13 protein-coding genes are annotated in these 18,830 nt (G+C 70.9%); 9 read left to right on the forward strand and 4 right to left on the reverse strand.

The genetic code is table 11. The features are described from left to right. Window positions 1–11: 11 nt before the first annotated feature. Complete coding sequence (locus AB0F10_RS05360; RefSeq protein ID WP_360620621.1) at window positions 12–608, reverse strand: PadR family transcriptional regulator; 597 nt, start codon at window positions 606–608, stop codon at window positions 12–14. Between the two features lie 164 nt (window positions 609–772). On the opposite strand from AB0F10_RS05360, the gene AB0F10_RS05365 reads away from it, so the two are divergent. The 3 genes from AB0F10_RS05365 (at window position 773) to AB0F10_RS05375 (ending at window position 5,874) form a co-directional block, all read left to right on the forward strand. Beyond that, a complete protein-coding gene (locus tag AB0F10_RS05365; protein ID WP_360620567.1) occupies window positions 773–1,240 on the forward strand; it encodes a DUF5318 domain-containing protein in 468 nt (155 codons plus the stop codon). A 405-nt stretch (window positions 1,241–1,645) separates the two neighbouring features. Then, window positions 1,646–4,210 carry a transglycosylase domain-containing protein gene (locus AB0F10_RS05370; protein WP_360620568.1) on the forward strand — a complete coding sequence of 855 codons (2,565 nt, stop codon included), beginning with the start codon at window positions 1,646–1,648 and terminating at the stop codon, window positions 4,208–4,210. Window positions 4,211–4,341: 131 nt separating this feature from the next. Further along, a complete protein-coding gene (locus AB0F10_RS05375; protein WP_360620569.1) occupies window positions 4,342–5,874 on the forward strand; it encodes a glycosyltransferase 87 family protein in 1,533 nt (510 codons plus the stop codon). A gap of 113 nt (window positions 5,875–5,987) precedes the next feature. On the opposite strand, the gene AB0F10_RS05380 is transcribed toward AB0F10_RS05375, so the two are convergent. Beyond that, window positions 5,988–8,360 carry a hypothetical protein gene (locus AB0F10_RS05380; RefSeq protein WP_360620570.1) on the reverse strand — a complete coding sequence of 791 codons (2,373 nt, stop codon included), beginning with the start codon at window positions 8,358–8,360 and terminating at the stop codon, window positions 5,988–5,990. A gap of 415 nt (window positions 8,361–8,775) precedes the next feature. Beyond that, window positions 8,776–9,552, reverse strand: coding sequence for a deoxyribonuclease IV (locus AB0F10_RS05385; RefSeq protein WP_360620571.1), 777 nt, complete (start codon window positions 9,550–9,552; stop codon window positions 8,776–8,778). 199 nt (window positions 9,553–9,751) lie between these two features. Between AB0F10_RS05385 and AB0F10_RS05390 the strand changes: the two genes are divergently transcribed. The 5 genes from AB0F10_RS05390 (at window position 9,752) to rplI (ending at window position 12,634) form a co-directional block, all read left to right on the forward strand. Next, complete coding sequence (locus AB0F10_RS05390) at window positions 9,752–10,681, forward strand: hypothetical protein (protein WP_360620572.1); 930 nt, start codon at window positions 9,752–9,754, stop codon at window positions 10,679–10,681. Window positions 10,682–10,969: 288 nt separating this feature from the next. Then, window positions 10,970–11,260, forward strand: coding sequence for a 30S ribosomal protein S6 (gene rpsF, locus AB0F10_RS05395; RefSeq protein ID WP_023563150.1), 291 nt, complete (start codon window positions 10,970–10,972; stop codon window positions 11,258–11,260). A gap of 68 nt (window positions 11,261–11,328) precedes the next feature. Continuing rightward, window positions 11,329–11,895 carry a single-stranded DNA-binding protein gene (locus AB0F10_RS05400; protein WP_360620573.1) on the forward strand — a complete coding sequence of 189 codons (567 nt, stop codon included), beginning with the start codon at window positions 11,329–11,331 and terminating at the stop codon, window positions 11,893–11,895. A 35-nt stretch (window positions 11,896–11,930) separates the two neighbouring features. Beyond that, window positions 11,931–12,170, forward strand: a complete 240-nt coding sequence (rpsR, locus tag AB0F10_RS05405; protein WP_007073789.1) for a 30S ribosomal protein S18 — start codon at window positions 11,931–11,933, stop codon at window positions 12,168–12,170. 14 nt (window positions 12,171–12,184) lie between these two features. Continuing rightward, window positions 12,185–12,634 carry a 50S ribosomal protein L9 gene (rplI, locus tag AB0F10_RS05410; RefSeq protein WP_360620574.1) on the forward strand — a complete coding sequence of 150 codons (450 nt, stop codon included), beginning with the start codon at window positions 12,185–12,187 and terminating at the stop codon, window positions 12,632–12,634. Window positions 12,635–12,704: 70 nt separating this feature from the next. Here the strand turns inward: rplI and AB0F10_RS05415 are convergent, their stop codons facing one another. Continuing rightward, entirely contained in the window at window positions 12,705–16,787 is a 4,083-nt protein-coding gene (locus AB0F10_RS05415) for a hypothetical protein (protein ID WP_360620575.1), read from the reverse strand. 571 nt (window positions 16,788–17,358) lie between these two features. On the opposite strand from AB0F10_RS05415, the gene dnaB reads away from it, so the two are divergent. Next, a complete protein-coding gene (gene dnaB, locus AB0F10_RS05420; RefSeq protein WP_360620576.1) occupies window positions 17,359–18,798 on the forward strand; it encodes a replicative DNA helicase in 1,440 nt (479 codons plus the stop codon). The last annotated feature ends 32 nt before the right edge of the window (window positions 18,799–18,830 follow it).

Genomic DNA, 18,830 nt, shown 5'->3' on the forward strand with positions numbered 1-18,830 from the left:
CTCCTTGTTCATCACGGCCGGTCCTGATGCGGACGCGGGTCTTCGGGGGGTGTCTCCCCTGCTGGGGAGCGGCCGGAGCGCTCGTTTGTGATGAGCTCCTCCAGCCAGCGGACCTCGCGCTCACACGCATCAAGTCCGTGGCGTTGTAGCTCGAGGGTGTAGGCGTCGAGGCGGTCGGAGGCGCGCGCGAGGACGTCGCGCAGGCCTTCCCGGCGTTCCTCGATCCGGCGGCGGCGACCCTCGAGGATCCGCAGCCGCGTCGCCCGGTCGGTCCGGGAGAAGAAGGCGAAGTGCACGCCGAAGCCGGCGTCGTCGTAGGTCTCCGGGCCCGCCTGGGCGAGCAGCTCGGCGAACCGTTCCTTGCCTTCGGCCGTGATTTTGTAGACAACCCGGCCCCGGCGACTGGTCAACGGGGGAATGATCTCGCTGTCGGGAGTCTCTGCCGCGCCGATCCAGCCCGCGGTCTGCAGGCGCTTCAGCGTCGGGTAGAGCGTGCCGTAGCTGATCGCCGCGCGGATCGTGCCGAGCTTGGTGGCGAGCTCCTTGCGCAGCTCATAACCGTGCATCGAGGATTCCTGGAGCAGGCCGAGGATCGCAAGTTCCAGCAACGTGCCCACCCCCTCACCTGTCTCACACGATGTATCGGCTCGATACATCGTCACCGTAGATCGGGTTGCGCCGTACCGCAAGGCGGGGGAGGGTTGTGGAGTCGTCGCGCCACGCTGTGTGATGGCTGTCGCCGTACGGGTGTTGACCGCGTACTCTCTTCGCCATGCGCACGCAGCGGCAGGTGGTCGACTACTCGCTTCAGAAGCGAGCGCTGCTGCGTGACGTGCATAACGGCAAGGTCGGGACCCTTGAGGTCTGTGATGCCTCGCCATACCTGAAAAACGCAGCTAGGTTCCACGGCGAGCCGACCGACGATCGTTGCCCGGTCTGCCGGCGCGACAACCTCACACTGGTCCACTACATCTACGGCGATGAGCTCAAGCAGTCCGCCGGGCAGGCGCGCAAGGTCGCGGAACTCCCGGCACTGGCAATGACGCTGCGTGAGTTTCAGGTGTTCGTGGTGGAGGTGTGCCAATCCTGCGCGTGGAACCATCTGATCGAGCAGTACGTGCTCGGGCAGGACGCGCTCCAAGCCGACGAACTAGACCAGGGCGGGGCAGTCGCCTCGTCCGCCTCCGGCCGCCACCGCGAGACAGGGTCGTCGTCACATCGCCGGGAGGGCCGACAGTGATTGGTCTCAACGACGCTAACGTGGGCACGATCCTGACCGATACGGGCATCCAGCGCCGCAGTCGGTCAATTTTGACATCCGACATGGCGGCTGCGGAGATGCAGCCCAGAATCGTCCGCCCGTGGCATCGCCTCCGAAGTCCCTCCAGGGCTTCTCTGGCGCGCCACCGCGACCGGTAGGTGTGACCGAATGAACTCGTACGGCGATCCGCAGTCTGCGCGTGCCCGGGCCCGAGTGCCCGGGCCGTCCGCTGCTTCCACGCCTGACGACGGCCAGTCCGGCTACGACGAGCGGGCCGCTCCGGACGCCTACCGGCGTCCGGCCGGTGGTCGTGCCAGCGTGGGCGGCGCGGCGTCGCGTGGCGCGGCCCCTGTCGGTGCGGCGTCGGTACCCGGGCGCGCCTCCGTGGGCGCCGGTACCGGCAGCGTGGGCTCCGCCCGGGTCGGCGGCCGTGCCGCCGTGGGCGCACCCGACGCCGGGGCGGCGTACGGCGGCCAGGCTGCCGTCGCGCGCGCCGCGGTGCGGCCGGTCTCGTCGCCGGGCGCCGGCGGTCCGGGCGTGCCCGGGCAGGGCAACCGGGGCGGCGCAGCCAAGATCCTGAACAAGGCCTCCAAGCGCCGCCGCCGGATGAACATCCTGACCGCGGCCGCGGCTGTCCTGGTCATCCTGACCGGTGCCGGCGTGGTCGGCGGCACCTACTTCTTCGACAGCGTGAGCTTCGAGGAGCCGGCCGCCGAGACGCAGACCACACAGTTGCTCGCGAGCGACAACAAGACGGTCCTGGCCTCGCTCGGCCAGTTCAACCGCTCGATCGTTCCGAACGCCAGCATCAACCCGCTGATCAAGCTCGCGGTGGTGTCGGCCGAGGACAAGGGCTTCTACAACCACAACGGCATCGACATGAAGGGCATCGCCCGCGCCGCGTGGAACAACTTCACCGGCGGCGACACCCAGGGTGCCTCCACGATCACCCAGCAGTACGCGCGGTATGCCGCGAAGCTGAAGGAGATCAGCTACAACCGCAAGCTCCGCGAGGCGGTCATCGCCCGCAAGATGGAGGACGAGTACTCGAAGGACGAGATCCTCGGGCGCTACCTCAACTCCGTGTACTTCGGCCGTGGTGCCTACGGCATCGAGGCCGCGGTCAAGGCGTACTTCGGCAACAGCCGCTCCTCGCTGACCCCGCCCGGCAAGCCGAAGGCGATCACCGCCGGCGAGGCCGCGATCCTCGCCTCGGTCATCAAGCAGCCGGAGCCGACGGCCACGCACGGGGGATACGACCCGGGCAACAACCTTCCGGACGCCCAGGACCGGTGGCGCTACACCGTCGGCAACATGACCGAGCTCGGGCTGCCCTCCGGCATGCCGGCGGCCTTTGTGCCGCCCGGCATCAACCCGCCGACGGAGTACCCCAAGACGTGGATCAAGTTCGACGCCGACAAGTGCACCACCACCTGCGGTAACAACAAGCCCAGCGCCAAGATCTTCAAGTACGTGAAGCGTGAGCTGCGCACGATGGGCATCACCGACGCGCGGCTGAACGAGGGTGGTCTGCAGATTCGGACCACGATCAACCCCGAGGTGCAGAAGGCGGCGGAGAACGCGGCCAACCGTGCCAGCGACAAGTCGCCGCTGCACGACATGGCCTCGACCTACAAGTCGGCTCTCGTCTCCGTCGATCCGGAGAACGGCCGGGTGCTGGCGTACTACGGCGGCCCCGACGCGGCGAGCTGGGACTACGCGGGGCCGAACTACTCCGACGACGGCAAGACCTTCCTCGGCGGCGGACGCCCCCCGGGCTCCACGTTCAAGATCTACACGCTGCTTGCGGCGCTGTCCGCCGGCTACAGCATGGACACCATCTGGGACTCCACCAAGGAGAAGGTCGACGGCGGCGGCAAGATCAGCAACGCCGGCCGTGAGGGCAGCGGCCTTGCCTGCCCGCCCAAGGCGTGTTCGCTCAGGAAGTCCGTCGAGCAGTCCTACAACTTCACGTTCTACTGGCTTGCCGACGCGCTGGGCCCGGAGAACGTCATCGCGATGGCGCACAAGGCCGGCATCCAGCTGATCGGCGACCCGAACAGCGCCGCCCGCTTCGACCTCAACAAGCTGACCACCGAGCAGATCAAGGAAAAGGGCTACGGCCGTGAGGTCGGCTTCGGGCAGTACGCGATCACCGCGCTCGACCACGCCAACGGCGTCGCCACGATCGCCAACGACGGCGTCTACCACAAGGCGCACTTCGTCCGTACCGTCTCCGAGCGGGACGCGAAGACCGGCAAGTTCGTGCCGATGAAGGGCAAGGGCGAGAAGCTCAAGGGCGCGACAGCCTTCAGCCCGGAGGTCGCTGCGGCCGCGCAGGACGTCATGCAGCGGATCCCGACCATCAACTCCATCAGCCTGGACAACGGGCGCAAGGCGATCGGCAAGACCGGCACCTGGGAACTCGACGACGAGAGCGGCAACAACGGTGACGCCTGGATGGTCGGCGGCACCAAGCACATCGTGGCGTCCGTCTGGGTCGGCCGCGAGAAGGTGAACAAGAAGACCAAGCAGGTCGAACTGATGCCGATCTTCAAGCCCGGCGGCAGGCCGATGAACGGTGGGTCGATCCCGGGCCAGATCTGGAAGAAGTTCCTGGACGCCGCGTCCAAGGCGATCGACGCGCCCAACGACGACTTCCAGCCGAACTCGACGGCGTTCGTCGACCCGAGCAAGAAGGGCAACGGCGTCGAGCCGCCGCCGAAGGTCGAGCCGCAGAACCCGGTCTGCCTGCTGCTCCCGGAGCAGTGCAACAACGGCAACAACGGGAACGGCAACGGGAACGGCAACGGCAACGGCAACGGGAACGGCAATGGGAACGGCGACGGCAACGGCGGGCCGGGCCAGAACACGAACTTGCCGACCTTCCCGGCGCTACCCGGTAACGACACCGGTACCGGCGGCGGCGAAGACAACGGCGGCGGCTGAGCCCTGAACGCAAAACCGGCGGCGCCCTCTCCTCGCGGAGACGGGCGCCGTTCCGGTTCTGTGACCTTGTAGCCGGACTGTGCCGGAGGGCGGCGTCTGTCCGGCCGGAAGATGCGGCATGATGCCAAAGCATGAGCGCGCCTTCGTCTCCGGAGACCGACCGGCCAGACCTGCCCGCCGAATCGGACCCCTTCGTCCGGGGGCTGTCGCAGGCGATCGGCGGGCCGCTCGGCGACCATGCCGTCCGCCCGGGAGCCCGGACCGACCGGTTCTGGACCGCACAGCGGATCATCCTCGCGCTGATGTGCATGACGCTGGCGCTGAGCTGGGTGCAGAAGTCCCCCTGCCAGGACGGAAACTGGCAGCAGAACGTTCAATACACCCGGTTCTGCTACACCGACGTGCTGGCCCTCTATTACGCCGAGGGGCTCAACGAGGGCAAGGTGCCCTACCGGGACCATCCGGTCGAGTACCCGGTCGTCACGGGCTACTTCATGGGCGCGCTCGGCCTTCCGGTGCACGCGCTCGGGCAGAAGTATCCACAGATCAACCAGGGTAAGTGGTTCTACAACGCCAACGCCCTGATCCTGTCGGCGCTGGCGGTGGCGTCCCTGATGACCATCCTCGCGCTGCGCCGCCGCCGGCCCTGGGATGCCGCGATCTTCGCGTTGTCGCCGATCCTGCTCGTCACGGCGACCGTCAACTGGGACTTCCTCGCCATCGCGCTGGCCATGTTCGGCCTCTATGCCTGGGCCAGACGATGGCCGGTGCTCGCCGGCGTCCTGCTCGGCCTTGGCGGCGCGGCGAAGCTCTGGCCGCTGTTCATCCTGGGGCCGCTGGTGGTCCTCGGCCTGCGCTCGAAGCGGCTGGTGCCGACCCTGCTCACGGTCGCCTCGGCGGTCGTGACCGTGGTGGCCGTCAACCTGCCGATCGCCCTGCTGTACCGGGACAGCTGGCTCAGGTTCTTCGGCCTCAACAATGAACGGCCGATCGACTGGGGCACCCTCTGGTACATCGGCCGCTACCTGGACACGAAGTGGAACACCGGGGTGGCCGGCGATCAGGGCCCGTTCCAGTGGCTCAGCGACCACGTCCCGGTCCTCAACAACGTCTCGTACGCGCTGACGTTCCTGGCCTGCGCGGCGATCGGGGCGCTCTGCCTGCTCGCGCCGCGCCGTCCCCGGCTCTCCCAGGTCGCGTTCGTGGTGGTCGCGGTGTTCCTGATCTTCAGCAAGGTCTGGTCGCAGCAGTACGTGCTCTGGCTCCTGCCGCTGATCGTGCTGGCCCGTCCGCGCTGGGGGGCGATCATCGCCTGGTCGGTGGCGGAGATCGGCTACTTCACGGCGTTCTACGCGGAACTGCTGGGTGCCGGCAAGAAGCCGGTGATCCCGGAGGGGACATTCGTGCTCGCGTCGAGCCTGCGGCTGATCACCGTGGCCATCCTCTGCGGGCTGGTGATCCGGGAGATCTGGCGGCCCGAACTCGACCCGGTCCGGCGGACATACACCGACGACCCGGACGGCGGGGCGTTCGACGAGGCGCCGGACGCGGGCTGGGTGTCGCCGCTGCGGCAGCGGCTGCGCCTGGCGCCCCGGGCCGACGCCCCCGAGCCCACGCCCGAGGACGCGCCGCCGCCTCCCCCGGAGCCGGCCGCGGTGGGCTGACCGCCCTTGAGCTTCCCCGCAACGTCCGATCGCTGACGCCGAGCTGTTTCGCCGGCCGCCCAGGGTATCGCGGGCCCTCGTCGTGTCGGTGTCGTCGGTCGACCGTGGGTCGCTCAGTTCAGGCGGAAGATGACGGAGTCGTTGTCGAGGTCCTCGCGCTGGATCTGGAGGGTGTCGACCGGAACGTCGCCGGCCCGCTCCCAGGGGGTACCGGCCACCTGGGAGCGCAGCAGCAGCACCGTGGTCACCCCCAGCGTGCGGAGATACTGAATGCTTGCCGCGTCCGGGAACGTCGTGACGGAGCGGCGCAGGTCGGACTGGCGCTGCGGTGCGAAGCCGCCGCTGCCGTTCGCCATCTGCTCGAATCGGGTGGTCGACCAGAGCATGACGGTCTGGTCGGTCAGGGCCGCGGTCGGCAGGACCAGCATCGGCCCGGTGACGGTCCGCATCGCCGCGGGCTGTTTCGGCACGACGGGGTGCGCGATCGCGCTCCAGGACTCGACCAGCACCAGCAGTAGTGGCACGAAGGTCGCCAGGCGCAGCCACGGTCCCGGCCGCGGGGGCATCCGGTGCGCGGCCAGCTGCTCGGCCCGGCGGACGAATTCGGCGACTGCGCCGGCGGCAAGAATCGCCAGCAGCAACGTCACCCAGAACATCAGCCGGCCGGGGATCCGCACGCCGAACGAGGCGGGCAGGTGGCCGAAGAGCGGCAGATAGGTCCAGCGGCCCTGGAAGAACGTGGAACCGAGCGTGAAGATGACGCCGACCATGACGGCGGTGAGCAGCAGCAGCCGCTGCCAGATGCGCCACACGGAGAAGACCAGGCCGACCAGGGCGAGCGCATAGAGGACGAACCCCGGCAGCAGGGTCATCTCGGCCGGCCAGCCCAGCGACTCCCGGGCCACGGCGTGCGGTGCGCCCCAGATCCTCGATTCGGCCGGGCCGATGAGCAGGCTGCGCAGCGGCGGCGAGAAGAACCGAATCTCGATGGCGGCGGGACCGGTGTCCGGCGACCGCAGGTAGGGCAGCGCGATGACGGCGCCGACCCCCGCGAAGATCAGCATGCCCAGCGCGTCGGTGAGCAGCAGCCGCCAGCCCAGCACCGGCCGCGGCGACCGGCGGCGCAGGCGACGGACCAGGACCGCGACCGCGACGATCACGATGATGACCCCGAGCACGTACGCGAACGGCAGGCCGAGCGAGAAGCCGAGACCGAGCTGCCAGATCGCGACGAGCCAGCCCGCCGCCGCCCAGGGCGCGCGGCGGCGATCCGGACGGAAGCCGTACCGCATGGACCAGCCGTGCCCGCGGGCCAGCATCGCCAGCGCTAGGGGGATGCCACCCGCGGAGATGATGTCGAGGTGCCCCTCCTGGGCCAGCCGCCACGGCGCGTACGCGAATGCGGCCGCGCCGACGATCGCCCCGGTGCGCCCGGCGCCGAGCTGCCGGATCAGGGCGTAGCCGCCGATGGTGAGCAGGGCGTGGGCGAGCACGAAGAGGATGTTGTAGCGCAGGACGGCCACGAGCGGGCCCTTGCCGAGCATGCCGGCGGGGGCGTAGCCGAGCAGGTGGTTGCCGAACGCGAAGCTGTAGGCCTCGGGGAAGTAGGCGTTCGACTGCCAGAGCCGGGCCGGGTCGGTGATCAGGATGTGGCCCGACCAGGAGACCTGCCAGGCCTCCCGCGAGGGATCCCAGATGTCGTGCGGGAACGTGTGCAGGGGGTAACGCAGGGCCGGCCAGGTCACCAGCACGGCGAGCAGCAGCGAACCGTAGACGACGAGCGCGTACTCGTGGACCAGGCCGCGACCGACGGCGCGTGCGGCGCGGCGGATCCGGCCGGGGCCGCGTTCGGCGGTCTCCGCGAACGCGGTCCAGGGGTCCGGCGGGGCGCCCGGCGGGCGGAGCGACGGCAGCCTCGGCCTGCGGCGACGGGTGCCTCCCGCGCTCGCCGTGCCGTCGTCCGTCGTGGTCTGGGATTCGTCACCGGACTTCGGCTCGGCGTCGGTCTCGGCGCCGGCCTTGGCCTCGGAGCCGGGGGTCTCGCCGGGCTTGCTCTGCTCGCCGGCTGTCTTGCCGGGCTCGGCTCCCTGGCCAGGGAGCTCGCCGGCCTTGCTCTCCTTGGGGGGAGCCGCGCCGGCTTTGGCGTCCTTGTCCGGGGTCTTGCTTGCTTTGGTTTCCTCGCCGGAGGTTTCGGCGATCTTGGATTCGTTGGCGGGAGTCTCGCCGGACTTGGATTCCTTGCCCGGGGTTTCGCCGGCTTTGGTTTCCTGACCTGGCGCGGTGCCCGTGGCGGCAAGTTTTGCAGCGGCCGGGGAGTCGGCGCCGGCTTCCTGACCGGGCTTGGCTTCGGCCGGCGGGTCGGCTGTCGAGCCGTTTGCGGGAAATTCGGCTTCCGCGGCGGCGTGCCCGCTGTCGGCTCGTGCGGCCGGTTCCTTTGTGGACGGCGGGGCGGCGTCCGTGGGTGGCGGGACCGCGGGTCGCAGCATGCCCGTGGCCGAGGGCTGGGTTTTACCGCCGCGTCCCCATCGAAGACCTGCCCACCGCCGGACCCGCTTCGGAACCGCAGCCCCGCCCGCGGGCGGCCCGCCCGCCGGAGATTCGCCAGCCGCCGCGGATGCGCCAGGCGCCGCGGAGTCGGCCAGTGGTGCGGACTCGCCAGGCAGCGCGGATCCGCCGGCCGCCGCGGGCTCCGTTGGAGGTGCGGAGTCGGTTGGCGGCGTGGAATCTGCCGGGGGTGGGGAGTCGGTGGGCGGCGTGGATTCGGTTGGCCGTGCGGGGGCCGGGGTGCCGTCGGCGGGAGCTGATCCGCCGGTCGGGGCGGGCGTGGCGTCCCGGGGTGTCGCGGGATCGGTGCCGACCTGCGGCCGGTCGGTCGTCATGCTGCTCCCTCGTGACGCTGGCTTAGCTGCCCGCCCTCTCGCGCAAGAGAGCGATGTCGGCGGCTTGGCCTTCCACTCCGCCCGGCGTCTCGACGATCGCCGGTGCGCCCGCGGCGCGGATCGCCGCCACCACCAAGTCCGGGTCGATCTTGCCACTGCCGAGGTTGTCGTGCCGGTCCCGGCCGGAATCGAAGCCGTCCTTCGAGTCATTCGCGTGGATCAGGTCGATACGGCCGGTGATGGACTTGACCCTGTCCACGATGTCGAGAAGCTCCTCGCCGCCCGCGTGCGCATGGCAGGTGTCCAGGCAGAAACCTGCCCCGAACCCGCCCACCGCGTCCCACAATCTGGCCAGGTTGTCGAAGCGTCGGGCCATCGCGTGATCGCCGCCCGCCGTGTTTTCGATCAGGATCGGCAGCGGCAGCCCGCCATCCTTCTCCACGTACGCAAATGTTTTCCGCCAATTGTCGAATCCGACTGCGATGTCGTCGCCGGCGTTGACGTGGCCGCCGTGCACGATCAAGCCCTTTGCGCCGACCTCGGCCGCCGCGCGGGCGTGGGCGAGCAGGAGCTTGCGGCTCGGGATGCGGATGCGGTTGTTGAGCGTGGCCACATTGATCACATATGGCGCGTGGACGTAGATGTCCACGTCGGACGCCTTGAGCTCGGCCGCGTCGGGGCGCGCCGCCGGCGTCTTCCAGCCCTGGGGATCGGCGAGGAAGAACTGGACGGCGTCGGCTCCGCGAGCGGCGGCCGCGGCTAGGGGTTCGGCGGGATCGACATGGGCTCCGATGCGCATGGGTCCGAGCCTACGACGTGGGTACGACGGTCACCCGGCGTCGTGCTCCCCACCCGTCCGCGTCACCGGGCCTGTCGACGCGTCGTTAATCGAGGAGATCACACATACCTACGTACCGGTGCAAATCGGTCGAGCAGGGAGATGGTGCATGTCTCGGCAAGTCCGACACCGTGTTACGGCGGTGGCGCTGGGTGGGTTCATGCTCGGCGCAGCGCTGCTGACGACCGGAACGGCTAACGCCGACCAGGTCGAGGGCGGCGGCTGGCAGGTCGTCTTCGGAGGCGGCGGGGTGCTCGGCTTCTCCTGCCAGTCCACGCCGTCCGTCGAATCCATGATCATCCCGGCCGAGGGCACGGTGCGCGTGGTGAACCGGACCGGTCACGGCGCGATGTTGCTTCTCAACGGCGCGTCCAACGGCTCGGTACCGGAGGACGGCGCGACCGAGGTGGTCTTCCGCCGCGGCACCACCGAGGTCGCCCTCGATCCGGACTGCGCACTGAACGACCAGCCCACGCCCATGCTGATCACGGCGGCGCCGTCGCAGGCGGCCCAGCCCGACCCGATCCCGGCGCCCATCGGATCGGAGACCTCCGAGACCCCGGCCGCGTCCGTCCGGCCCGGCACGCCCCCGACCTCGGGCGGCCACGCGACGATGCCCGGCTCGGTCGCGCCCGGCTCGCGGCCGCGGCATTCCTCGACCGCACGCTCCGGCCGACCGGCCAAGGACCGGCCCGGCACCTCCCACGCCAACGGCGCCGCGCAGGCCGCGACCACGGCGACCCAGGCCATGCCGCAGGGCGGCGCGGCCTCGCGGGTCAAGGACAAGTCCAACTCCACCGGTACGGCGGCAGCGGCCGAGCCGACGTTCTCGGGGATGCCGCCGGGGGACGAGAGGGTGGTTGTGCCGGAGATCGAGCCGGCCTTGTCCCAGTCGCAGGGCGGCGCTGATGCGGCCCTTCCGCCTGCGTACACCGTGTCGGCGGAGCCGGTCGCCACCGTGCGGCCGATGTGGCCGTCGCGGCAGATCGGGATGCTCGCGCTGATCGCGACGGTATGTGTGGCGGGCGTCGCAGCAGGCGCAATCCGGGCAATTGTGTCGCAACGTGCATCTCGGGCATCTGTCGCGTAGACTTCTCGTCAGATAGCTCCGCGGGGCGGCCGTTCCAACCTCATCGGTGTGGTCGTTCCTCCCCAGGTCCCACCCAGCGAAAGCGGACCGGACGCCCCGCGGCTTCCACCTCGAAGGGCCTCGTTCACGGATGGGGCCCTTTTTGGCGTCCGCTCGCACGCGGGTATGCTGGCTCGGTTCGCAGTGTGCCGGCCGTGGGTATCTCCCACGGTCTTCTGCTGCGAGCGACACAAGACCTCCTGCCACGGAGAGACCGTGGCCGCCAAGCCCACAGGAGGTGAGAACGTCTTGCGTCATTACGAACTCATGGTGATCCTCGACCCCAGTCTCGAGGAACGCACCGTTGCCCCGTCGCTCGACACGTACCTGAACGTCATCCGCACCGCGGGTGGTTCGGTCGAGAAGCTCGATGTGTGGGGCCGTCGCCGGCTCTCGTTCGAGATCAACAAGAAGGCCGAAGGCATCTACGCCGTCGTCGACCTGCAGGCGACACCGGAGGCCGTGGCTGAGCTGGACCGTCAGCTCCGGCTCAACGAGTCGATCCTGCGTACCAAGGTCATCCGGCCCGAGACCCGCTGACGGTCGTTTTTGTCAGGGGGCTCTGGGAGCCTCCTTGCAGAAACGCATGAAGCGGCGAGGAGAAGATCATGGCAGGAGAAACCACCATCACGGTCGTCGGCAACTTGACCGACGACCCTGAGCTGCGCTTCACCCCTTCGGGGGCGGCAGTCGCCAAGTTCCGCATCGCTTCGACACCGCGGACGATGGACCGGCAGTCGGGCGAATGGAAAGACGGCGAGCCACTCTTCCTCGCGTGCAACGTCTGGCGTGACGCTGCCGAGCACGTCGCCGAGTCGCTGCAGCGTGGCGCTCGGGTGATCGTGCAGGGTCGCCTGCGCCAGCGGTCTTACGAGACCCGCGAGGGCGAGAAGCGCACCGTCTATGAGCTCGAGGTCGACGAGATCGGCCCGTCTCTGCGCTACGCCACGGCAAAGGTGCAGAAGATGTCCCGGTCCGGAGGAGGCGGTGGAGGCGGTTTCGGTGCCTCCGGCGGCGGTGGTGGCAACCGGCAGCAGCCCAGCAACAACAGCGGCGGCGGAGGCGGCAACAACTTCGACGACCCCTGGGCCACGGCTGCCCCGGCCTCCAGCGGCGGTGGCCGCTCCGGCGGTGCCGCCAGCAACTCCTCGTTCGACGACGAGCCACCTTTCTGAGCCCGACGGGCTTCTTGATTTCAGGAGTTAGAGCTATGGCTAAGGCTGCGGCACTTCGCAAGCCGAAGAAGAAGGTGAACCCGCTCGACAAAGACGGGATCACCTACATCGACTACAAGGACACCGCGCTGCTGCGGAAGTTCATCTCGGACCGCGGCAAGATCCGCGCTCGGCGGGTCACCGGCGTGACCTCCCAGCAGCAGCGGCAGATCGCCCGCGCGGTCAAGAACGCCCGTGAGATGGCGCTCCTGCCGTACACGGCCACGGCACGCTGAGGGGAGGCACCGATATGAAAATCATCCTGACTCAGGAAGTGTCGGGCCTCGGCACCCCCGGCGATGTGGTTGAGGTCAAGAACGGCTACGGCCGTAACTACCTGCTCCCGCAGGGCTTCGCGATCCTGTGGAGCAAGGGCGCCGAGAAGCAGGTCACGGTCATCAAGCGGGCGCGCAACGCCCGTGAGATCCGCGACCTGGGCCAGGCCACTGAGGTCAAGGGCCAGCTCGAGGGCCTGAAGGTCACCCTGACGGCGCGCTCCGGCAACGGTGGCCGCCTGTTCGGGTCGATCACCCCGGCCGAGATCGTCGACGCGGTGAAGTCCGCGGGCGGTCCGTCCCTGGACCGGCGCCGCCTCGAGCTGCCGGGCCACATCAAGACCACGGGCGCTTACAAGGTCCAGGTCAAGCTGCACCCCGAGGTGACCGCGTCGTTCCCGGTGAACGTCGTCGGCTCCAAGTAACACGGCTTACGAGAAGCGTGCCGGCCCTGCGGGGCGGCGCGCTTTTTCGTGTGCCGGGGAGATTCGCTCGTCAGCTGAGCGAATTGCCGGTGATGGCCGAGTTCAGGACGGTGGCCAGGCCGCCACCCATCACGGCCGCCGCGAGACCGACGCTGGCGGCCTTCCACGAGCCGCTCGCCCGCCGCAGGCCCACCGCGACGAGCATGCTCAGCACCAGCGACAACCCGAACAGCGGGGCGCCGTCGAGCAGCGTGGTCAGGGCGTGTGCCTGCTGGCCGCGGTTGAGCACCAGCATGTAGAGGACCACGAGCACGATCGGCACGCCGTACCAGGCGGCGGTGTAACCCACCGCCGCGAGCGGACCGCCGGTGTCCTCCTCCACGTCCTCGTCGGGTTCGAGAAGGTCGTTCTGCCGCGCCGAGGGGGACGGCAGCGTGCTGACCGGGCGCCGCTCGTAGGTGCCGGCGACCGGGGCCACCGCGCCGCGCGGCGGCCAGGTCGTGTCCGGCGGATCCTGCCAGCGGGGCCCGGTGCGCTGAATGATCTCCGTGGCGCCCTCGGACGCCGAGTTGGCGGCCGGCACCTTGACGGAGGCCGCGGCGCCGCCCTTGAACGGCACGAAGCCGCCGGTGCTGATCCGCCGCGACTCGCCGTCGGCCAGGTCGCCGCCGGCCTGCAACCCGCGCCGCCAGTCGCCGGTGTTGCCCTCGCGATAGGACGCCGAACCGCGCGCCGCGCCCTCGCGTTCGGCCTGCTGCCAGCCGCCGGAATCGGCCGCCGTGCCGGGCAGTGGTGGTTCGCCCTGCTCGGCGCGGAGCTGGCTGCGCCAATCGGCGACGGGTTCGGGTGCCGCGCCGGGTAGTGGTGGTTCGCCCTGTTCCGCGCGGAGCTGGTTGCGCCAGTCGGCGACGGGTTCGGGTGCCGTGCCGGGTAGTGGTGGTTCGCCCTGCTCGGCGCGGAGCTGGTTGCGCCAGTCGGCCGTGCGGGCCTCGGCCTGCGCCTCGGCGCGCCAGGCGCCGGGCTTGGCCGACACCGGCCTGGTCGGAGTCTGTGGCGCAGGCTGCGCCGACACGGGAGCGTCGGCGTCCTGACGCCATCCGCCCGGCTGCGCGGACACCGGCCGGTCCTCGTCGCGCCGCCGGTCGTCCGGTGGCGCCGAAACGGGCAGGGCCGCCCCGCGCGACCGAGCCGGCGCGGGTGCATCGTCCTCGCGCTGCCAGGTCGACGGCTGTGCCGAGATCGGCATGTCGGCTTCACGCTGGCGGGCCGCGGGCTGGATGGAGATCGGCCGGGTCGGGGCGTCGTCGTCGCGTCGCCAGGCCTCGGGGTCGAGCGGGGGCTCTCCGCCGGCCGTCAACTGGAGTCGCGCACGACCCGGCTCCGACGCGCGCCGCTGGCCGCCGCCGTTGTCGGCGGACTGCTCGCTGCGCCACCGCGCAGACTCGTCGCGTCGTGCGACTGCTTCTCTGCTCTCGATGGCAGCGCGTCGCCCGCCGCCACCTCCGCGAGGGCCGGGACCTCGGTCGTCTTCCTCGTCGTCGTCATCGTCGAGCTCTTCGCGATGCCACTGGCCGGTATCGCTGTCCCGCAGCCAGACGTCCGACTCCGGGTCCCGGTTCCAGGCGCCGGACTCCAGCTCACGCTGCCAGCTGGTGTCGCGCTGGCCGCGACGGGCGCCGTAGTCGCGTTGGGTGTCGGGGCCGCGGTCGAACTCCGGCCTGCGTGGACCTGCGGGGCCGCGCTGGGCATCCCCGCCGCGCGGCATGCCGCCGCTGCGCTGTCCCTCCACGCCGCGACGCGGTTCCGGGCCACGCGGCATGCTTCCGCCGCGCCGGCCGTCCCCGCCGCGCTGCGGTGGCGCGTCGAAGTCGCGCGGCTCCGCGCCGCGCCGGGGCTCGGGCCCGCGCTGGGGCTCCGGGCCGCGGAAGGCCTCGGGGTCGCGGCGGGCTTCCCGGTCGCGCTGCGTGCCGGGCCAGCGCTCCAGCTCGCCGCCGCGCGGGGGCTCCGGGCCGCGGTACACGTCGGGCGGTCGCTGGTCGGCGTCGCGCTGCCGCGAGCCGGACCGGCCGCCCGGACGGGTGTCGTCCTCGGGGCCGCGCTGCCACGAGCCGGTCTCCGACCGGCTGCCGCTGACCTGGGGCCGTCCGCCGGGCGCGGGCTCGCGCTGCCACGAGCCGGTGTCGCGACGGGCACCCCCATCCGGCTCGCGCTGCCAGGATCCGGTGTCGCCGCGGCCGCCCGGCCGTCCGCCGGGCTCGGGTTCGCGCTGCCAGGATCCGGTGTCGGCCCGGCCGCCGGTACGGCCACCGGGCTGGGGCCGTCCGCCGAGCTCGGGCTCGCGTTGCCACGAGCCGGTGTCGGTACGGCCGCCGGGCTGGGGCCGTCCGCCGGGCTCGGGTTCGCGCTGCCAGGATCCGGTGTCCGCCCGGCCGCCCGGCCGCACGTCGGGCTGGGGCCGGGCGCTGATCTGGCGCGGGCCGCCGGCATCGGGTTCGCGCCGCCGCGGGTCCTGGCGCGCGCCGTTCTCCTGCCCGTCCTGCCAGGAGCCGGTGTCGATCCGGCGCTGACGGCCACCGATCTCGGGCTCGCGTTGCCAGGAAGCCGGCTCGCTCTGCCACGAGCCCGTGTCGCCACGACCCTGCCGGCCGCCCGCGTCCCCGGTGCTCATGCCGGTGTCGCGCTGCCAGCTGCTGGTGTCCGTGCGGCTCTGCCAGCCGCCCGCGTCGCGGTCCCGAGGCTGCAGTGGCAGCGGAATGACACCGGTCTCCGCGGCGCTCTGCGCCCACGGATCCACCGGCGGGCCGGACGCGGGATCGCGCCGCCACGAGCCCGTGTCACGCCGGCCGTCGGCCGGCGCCTCGCCGGCTCGCGCCTCGTCGCCGCTGCGCCAGCCGTCCGAGGGCGGCGAGGTGCGCCAGCTGTCGGTGCGCGGCTGGTCGGCTCGCGCCTCATCGCCGCTGCGCCAGCCGTTCGTCGCCGGCGGGCTGCTCTGCCAGCTGCTGGTCGTCGTGTTCGTGCGCCAGCCGTCGGTGGCCGGGGGCTCCGGGGTGTCACGTCGCCAGCTCGGCTCGATCGCGCCCGGGTCCTGGAACACGGGCATGGTGCCGGTGTCGGCGTGCCCGGCCCAGTTGTCGGCTTCGGTGCGGCCGGTCCAGCCCGTACCCCCGCTGGTGCGGGATCCGACGTCGGGCGCGCGGCGGCGCCCGACCGGGGGCACGCCGTCGGTCAGGCCGGCCTGACCGGCCGCCGACTCGCGGCGCCACGCCGCGCGGTCGTCCTCGCGGACCAGGTGGCGGCCGTCGTCGATCGGCGTCGACCAACTTCCCTGGTACGGCGTGGCCGACGTCTGCCGGCTCTGCCCCGGCTGCGCGTCGGGACGGGTGGGATCGGCGAACTGCTGCCAGCTCGGGCGGGCGTCCCAGGCCGGGCGGCTATCGGGCTCGCGCTGCCGCGCCGGCGGGGCGTCGGCGGGCTGCCAGGTCGCGGACGGGTCGGCGAACTGCTGCCACGCCGGCCGGTCCTCGCTGCGCGGTGCCTCCCACGGCGGGGTCGTGCTGGGCGGACCGCTCTGCCACGAATCCGCGGGCCGCTGCTGCCAGGACGGCGCGGCGTCCGCGGGTCGTTGCTGCCAGGACGGCGCGGCGTCCGCGGGTCGTTGCTGCCAGGACGGCGCGGCGTCCGCGGGTCGTTGCTGCCAGGACGGAGTTGCGTCCGCGGGCGGCTGCTGCCACGACGGCGTGGCCTCGGCGGGCTGCCAGGCCGGCGTACCCGTGGAGGTCTGGTCGTCGGCCTGGGGTGTCGGCCAGGCCGTGCTGGAGATGGCCGGCAGCCGGGTGGGTGCCTCGGCCTGCGGCGGGAGGTTGTCGGCGTCGTCGCCCTGCCAGGCCTCGGTCGTCGTGCGCCAGCCGTGCGACCCGGTGGCGGAACGCCACTCGGTGGTCTGGCGCCAGCGGGCACTGTCCGTAGTGGCGCGCCACTCGGAGGTCTGGGTGCGCCAGCCGACACCTTCCGCGGGCAGAGCGGGCCGGCCGGTGGCCGCGACATCGGACCAGCGACTCAGCGTTCCGGCCGGCTCACCCGAAGGAGTTTCGGGGTTTTGTGCCCAGGCGTCGGCGCGCAAGGACCACGCGACCGCCTCGGGAATCGGTTGCATGCTGCCGGTGTCGGCCGGCGATCCGGTGCCCCAGACGGTCGCCCCGGGCCGCGCAATGTCGGAGGAATCGGGATTATCCGGGCGTTCAGTGGGCGTCCAGGAACCCGGCGCGCTCCTTTCGCGCGGCAGGCGGGCGCCGTAGTCCCAATCCCGTTGGTCCACGGGAAAAGCGTGACGTGCATCCGACCGATCTGCAACGCCTTGGAGCGACGGCTTGGTCACGGAGCCCAGCTTTTTATCTCTCCACACGCTGGGGACGACAAATCTGCTGGTGAATAAGGCATGCCCCGCGGCATCCCCAGGAGTTGTACACAGGCTGTGCACAGGGCCGCGCACAGGCACAGGCGGCTTGTCCACAGGTTGTCCCGAGGCTCGTCCACCGGCGCGCTTGGGTCTGTGACGTGCAGCTTCGTATGGTTAGCCGCGCCGGATCATGTTCTCGTCCGGGCACGTGCCGAATTTCTTGGCGATTTTGTGGTCCCGGTCACCCCGACGGGGCCGCCGATCACCCGAAAGTGTCGTACCCGGACTGTTCGATCACGGCAGAACGACGATGAAGGGGTAGGTCGGCATGTCGATCACCGACGACGCACGACCGGAGTCCCGGCCGCAGTCATCGCCAGGGGGCAAAGTCCCCGGTGGCCGCCCGCCCGGAGCAGGTGGACCGCCGTCGAGCGGCGGCTTCGACAAGTCCCCGCCGCAGGACATCGCGGCCGAGCAAAGCGTGCTCGGCGGCATGCTGCTCTCCAAGGACGCCATCGCCGATGTCGTCGAGATCCTCAAGTCACACGACTTCTACCGCCCGGTCCACGCGACCGTCTTCGACACGATCCTCGAGCTCTACGGGCGGGGCGAGCCGGCCGACGGCGTCACCGTGGCGGCGGCGCTGTCCGACTCGGGTGACCTGCAGCGCATCGGCGGCGTGCCCTACCTGCACACCCTCATCGAGAGCGTGCCGACCGCGGCCAACGCCGCCTACTACGCCCGCATCGTCTCCGAGCGCGCCGTGCTGCGTCGCCTCGTCGAGGCCGGCACCAAGATCACCCAGCTCGGCTACGGCACGGGCGGCAACGGCGGCATGGACGTCGACGACATCGTCGACCTGGCCCAGCAGGCCGTCTACGACGTCACCGAGCGCCGGGTCAGCGAGGACTTCGCGGTCCTGGCCGACATGCTGCAGCCGACGCTGGACGAGATCGAGGCGGTCGGCGCCACCAACGGCATGATGACCGGCGTCCCGACCGGCTTCTCCGACCTCGACCGCCTGCTCAACGGCCTGCACGCCGGCCAGCTGATCATCGTGGCCGGCAGGCCCGGCCTCGGCAAGTCCACGGCGTCGATGGACTTCGCCCGCAACGCGGCCATCCGGGCCAACTGCGCCAGCGCCATCTTCTCCCTGGAAATGAGCAAGATCGAGATCGTGATGCGGCTGCTGTCGGCCGAGGCCCGCGTCCCGCTGCACGTCCTGCGCTCGGGCCAGCTCTCCGACGACGACTGGACCAAGCTGGCCCGCCGGATGGGCGAGATCAGCGAGGCCCCGATCTTCGTCGACGACACCCCGAGCATGAACCTGATGGAGATCCGGGCGAAGGCCCGCCGTCTCAAGCAGCGGCACAACCTGAAACTGATCGTGGTCGACTACCTCCAGCTGATGTCGTCCCCGAAAAAGACGGAGAGCCGCCAGCAGGAGGTCGCGGAGCTGTCCCGAGGCCTGAAGCTGCTGGCCAAAGAGGTCGAGTGCCCGGTGATCGCGGTGAGCCAGCTGAACCGTGGGCCGGAACAACGTACGGACAAGCGTCCCCAGCTGTCCGACCTGCGTGAATCCGGCTCGATCGAGCAGGACGCCGACGTGGTGATCCTGCTGCACCGCGACGACTACTACGACAAGGAGTCGCCGCGGGCGGGCGAGGCGGACTTCATCGTTGCCAAGCACCGAAACGGCCCGACGGACACGGTGACGGTGGCGGCGCAGCTGCACCTGTCCCGCTTCGTCGACATGGCGATCGTCTAGGAACCGTCCGGCCGGGCGGCCGCCCGGAAGCG

The sequence above is a fragment of the Actinoplanes sp. NPDC026623 genome, assembly GCF_040638275.1.
In the GTDB taxonomy this organism is placed as follows: Bacteria; Actinomycetota; Actinomycetes; order Mycobacteriales; family Micromonosporaceae; genus Actinoplanes.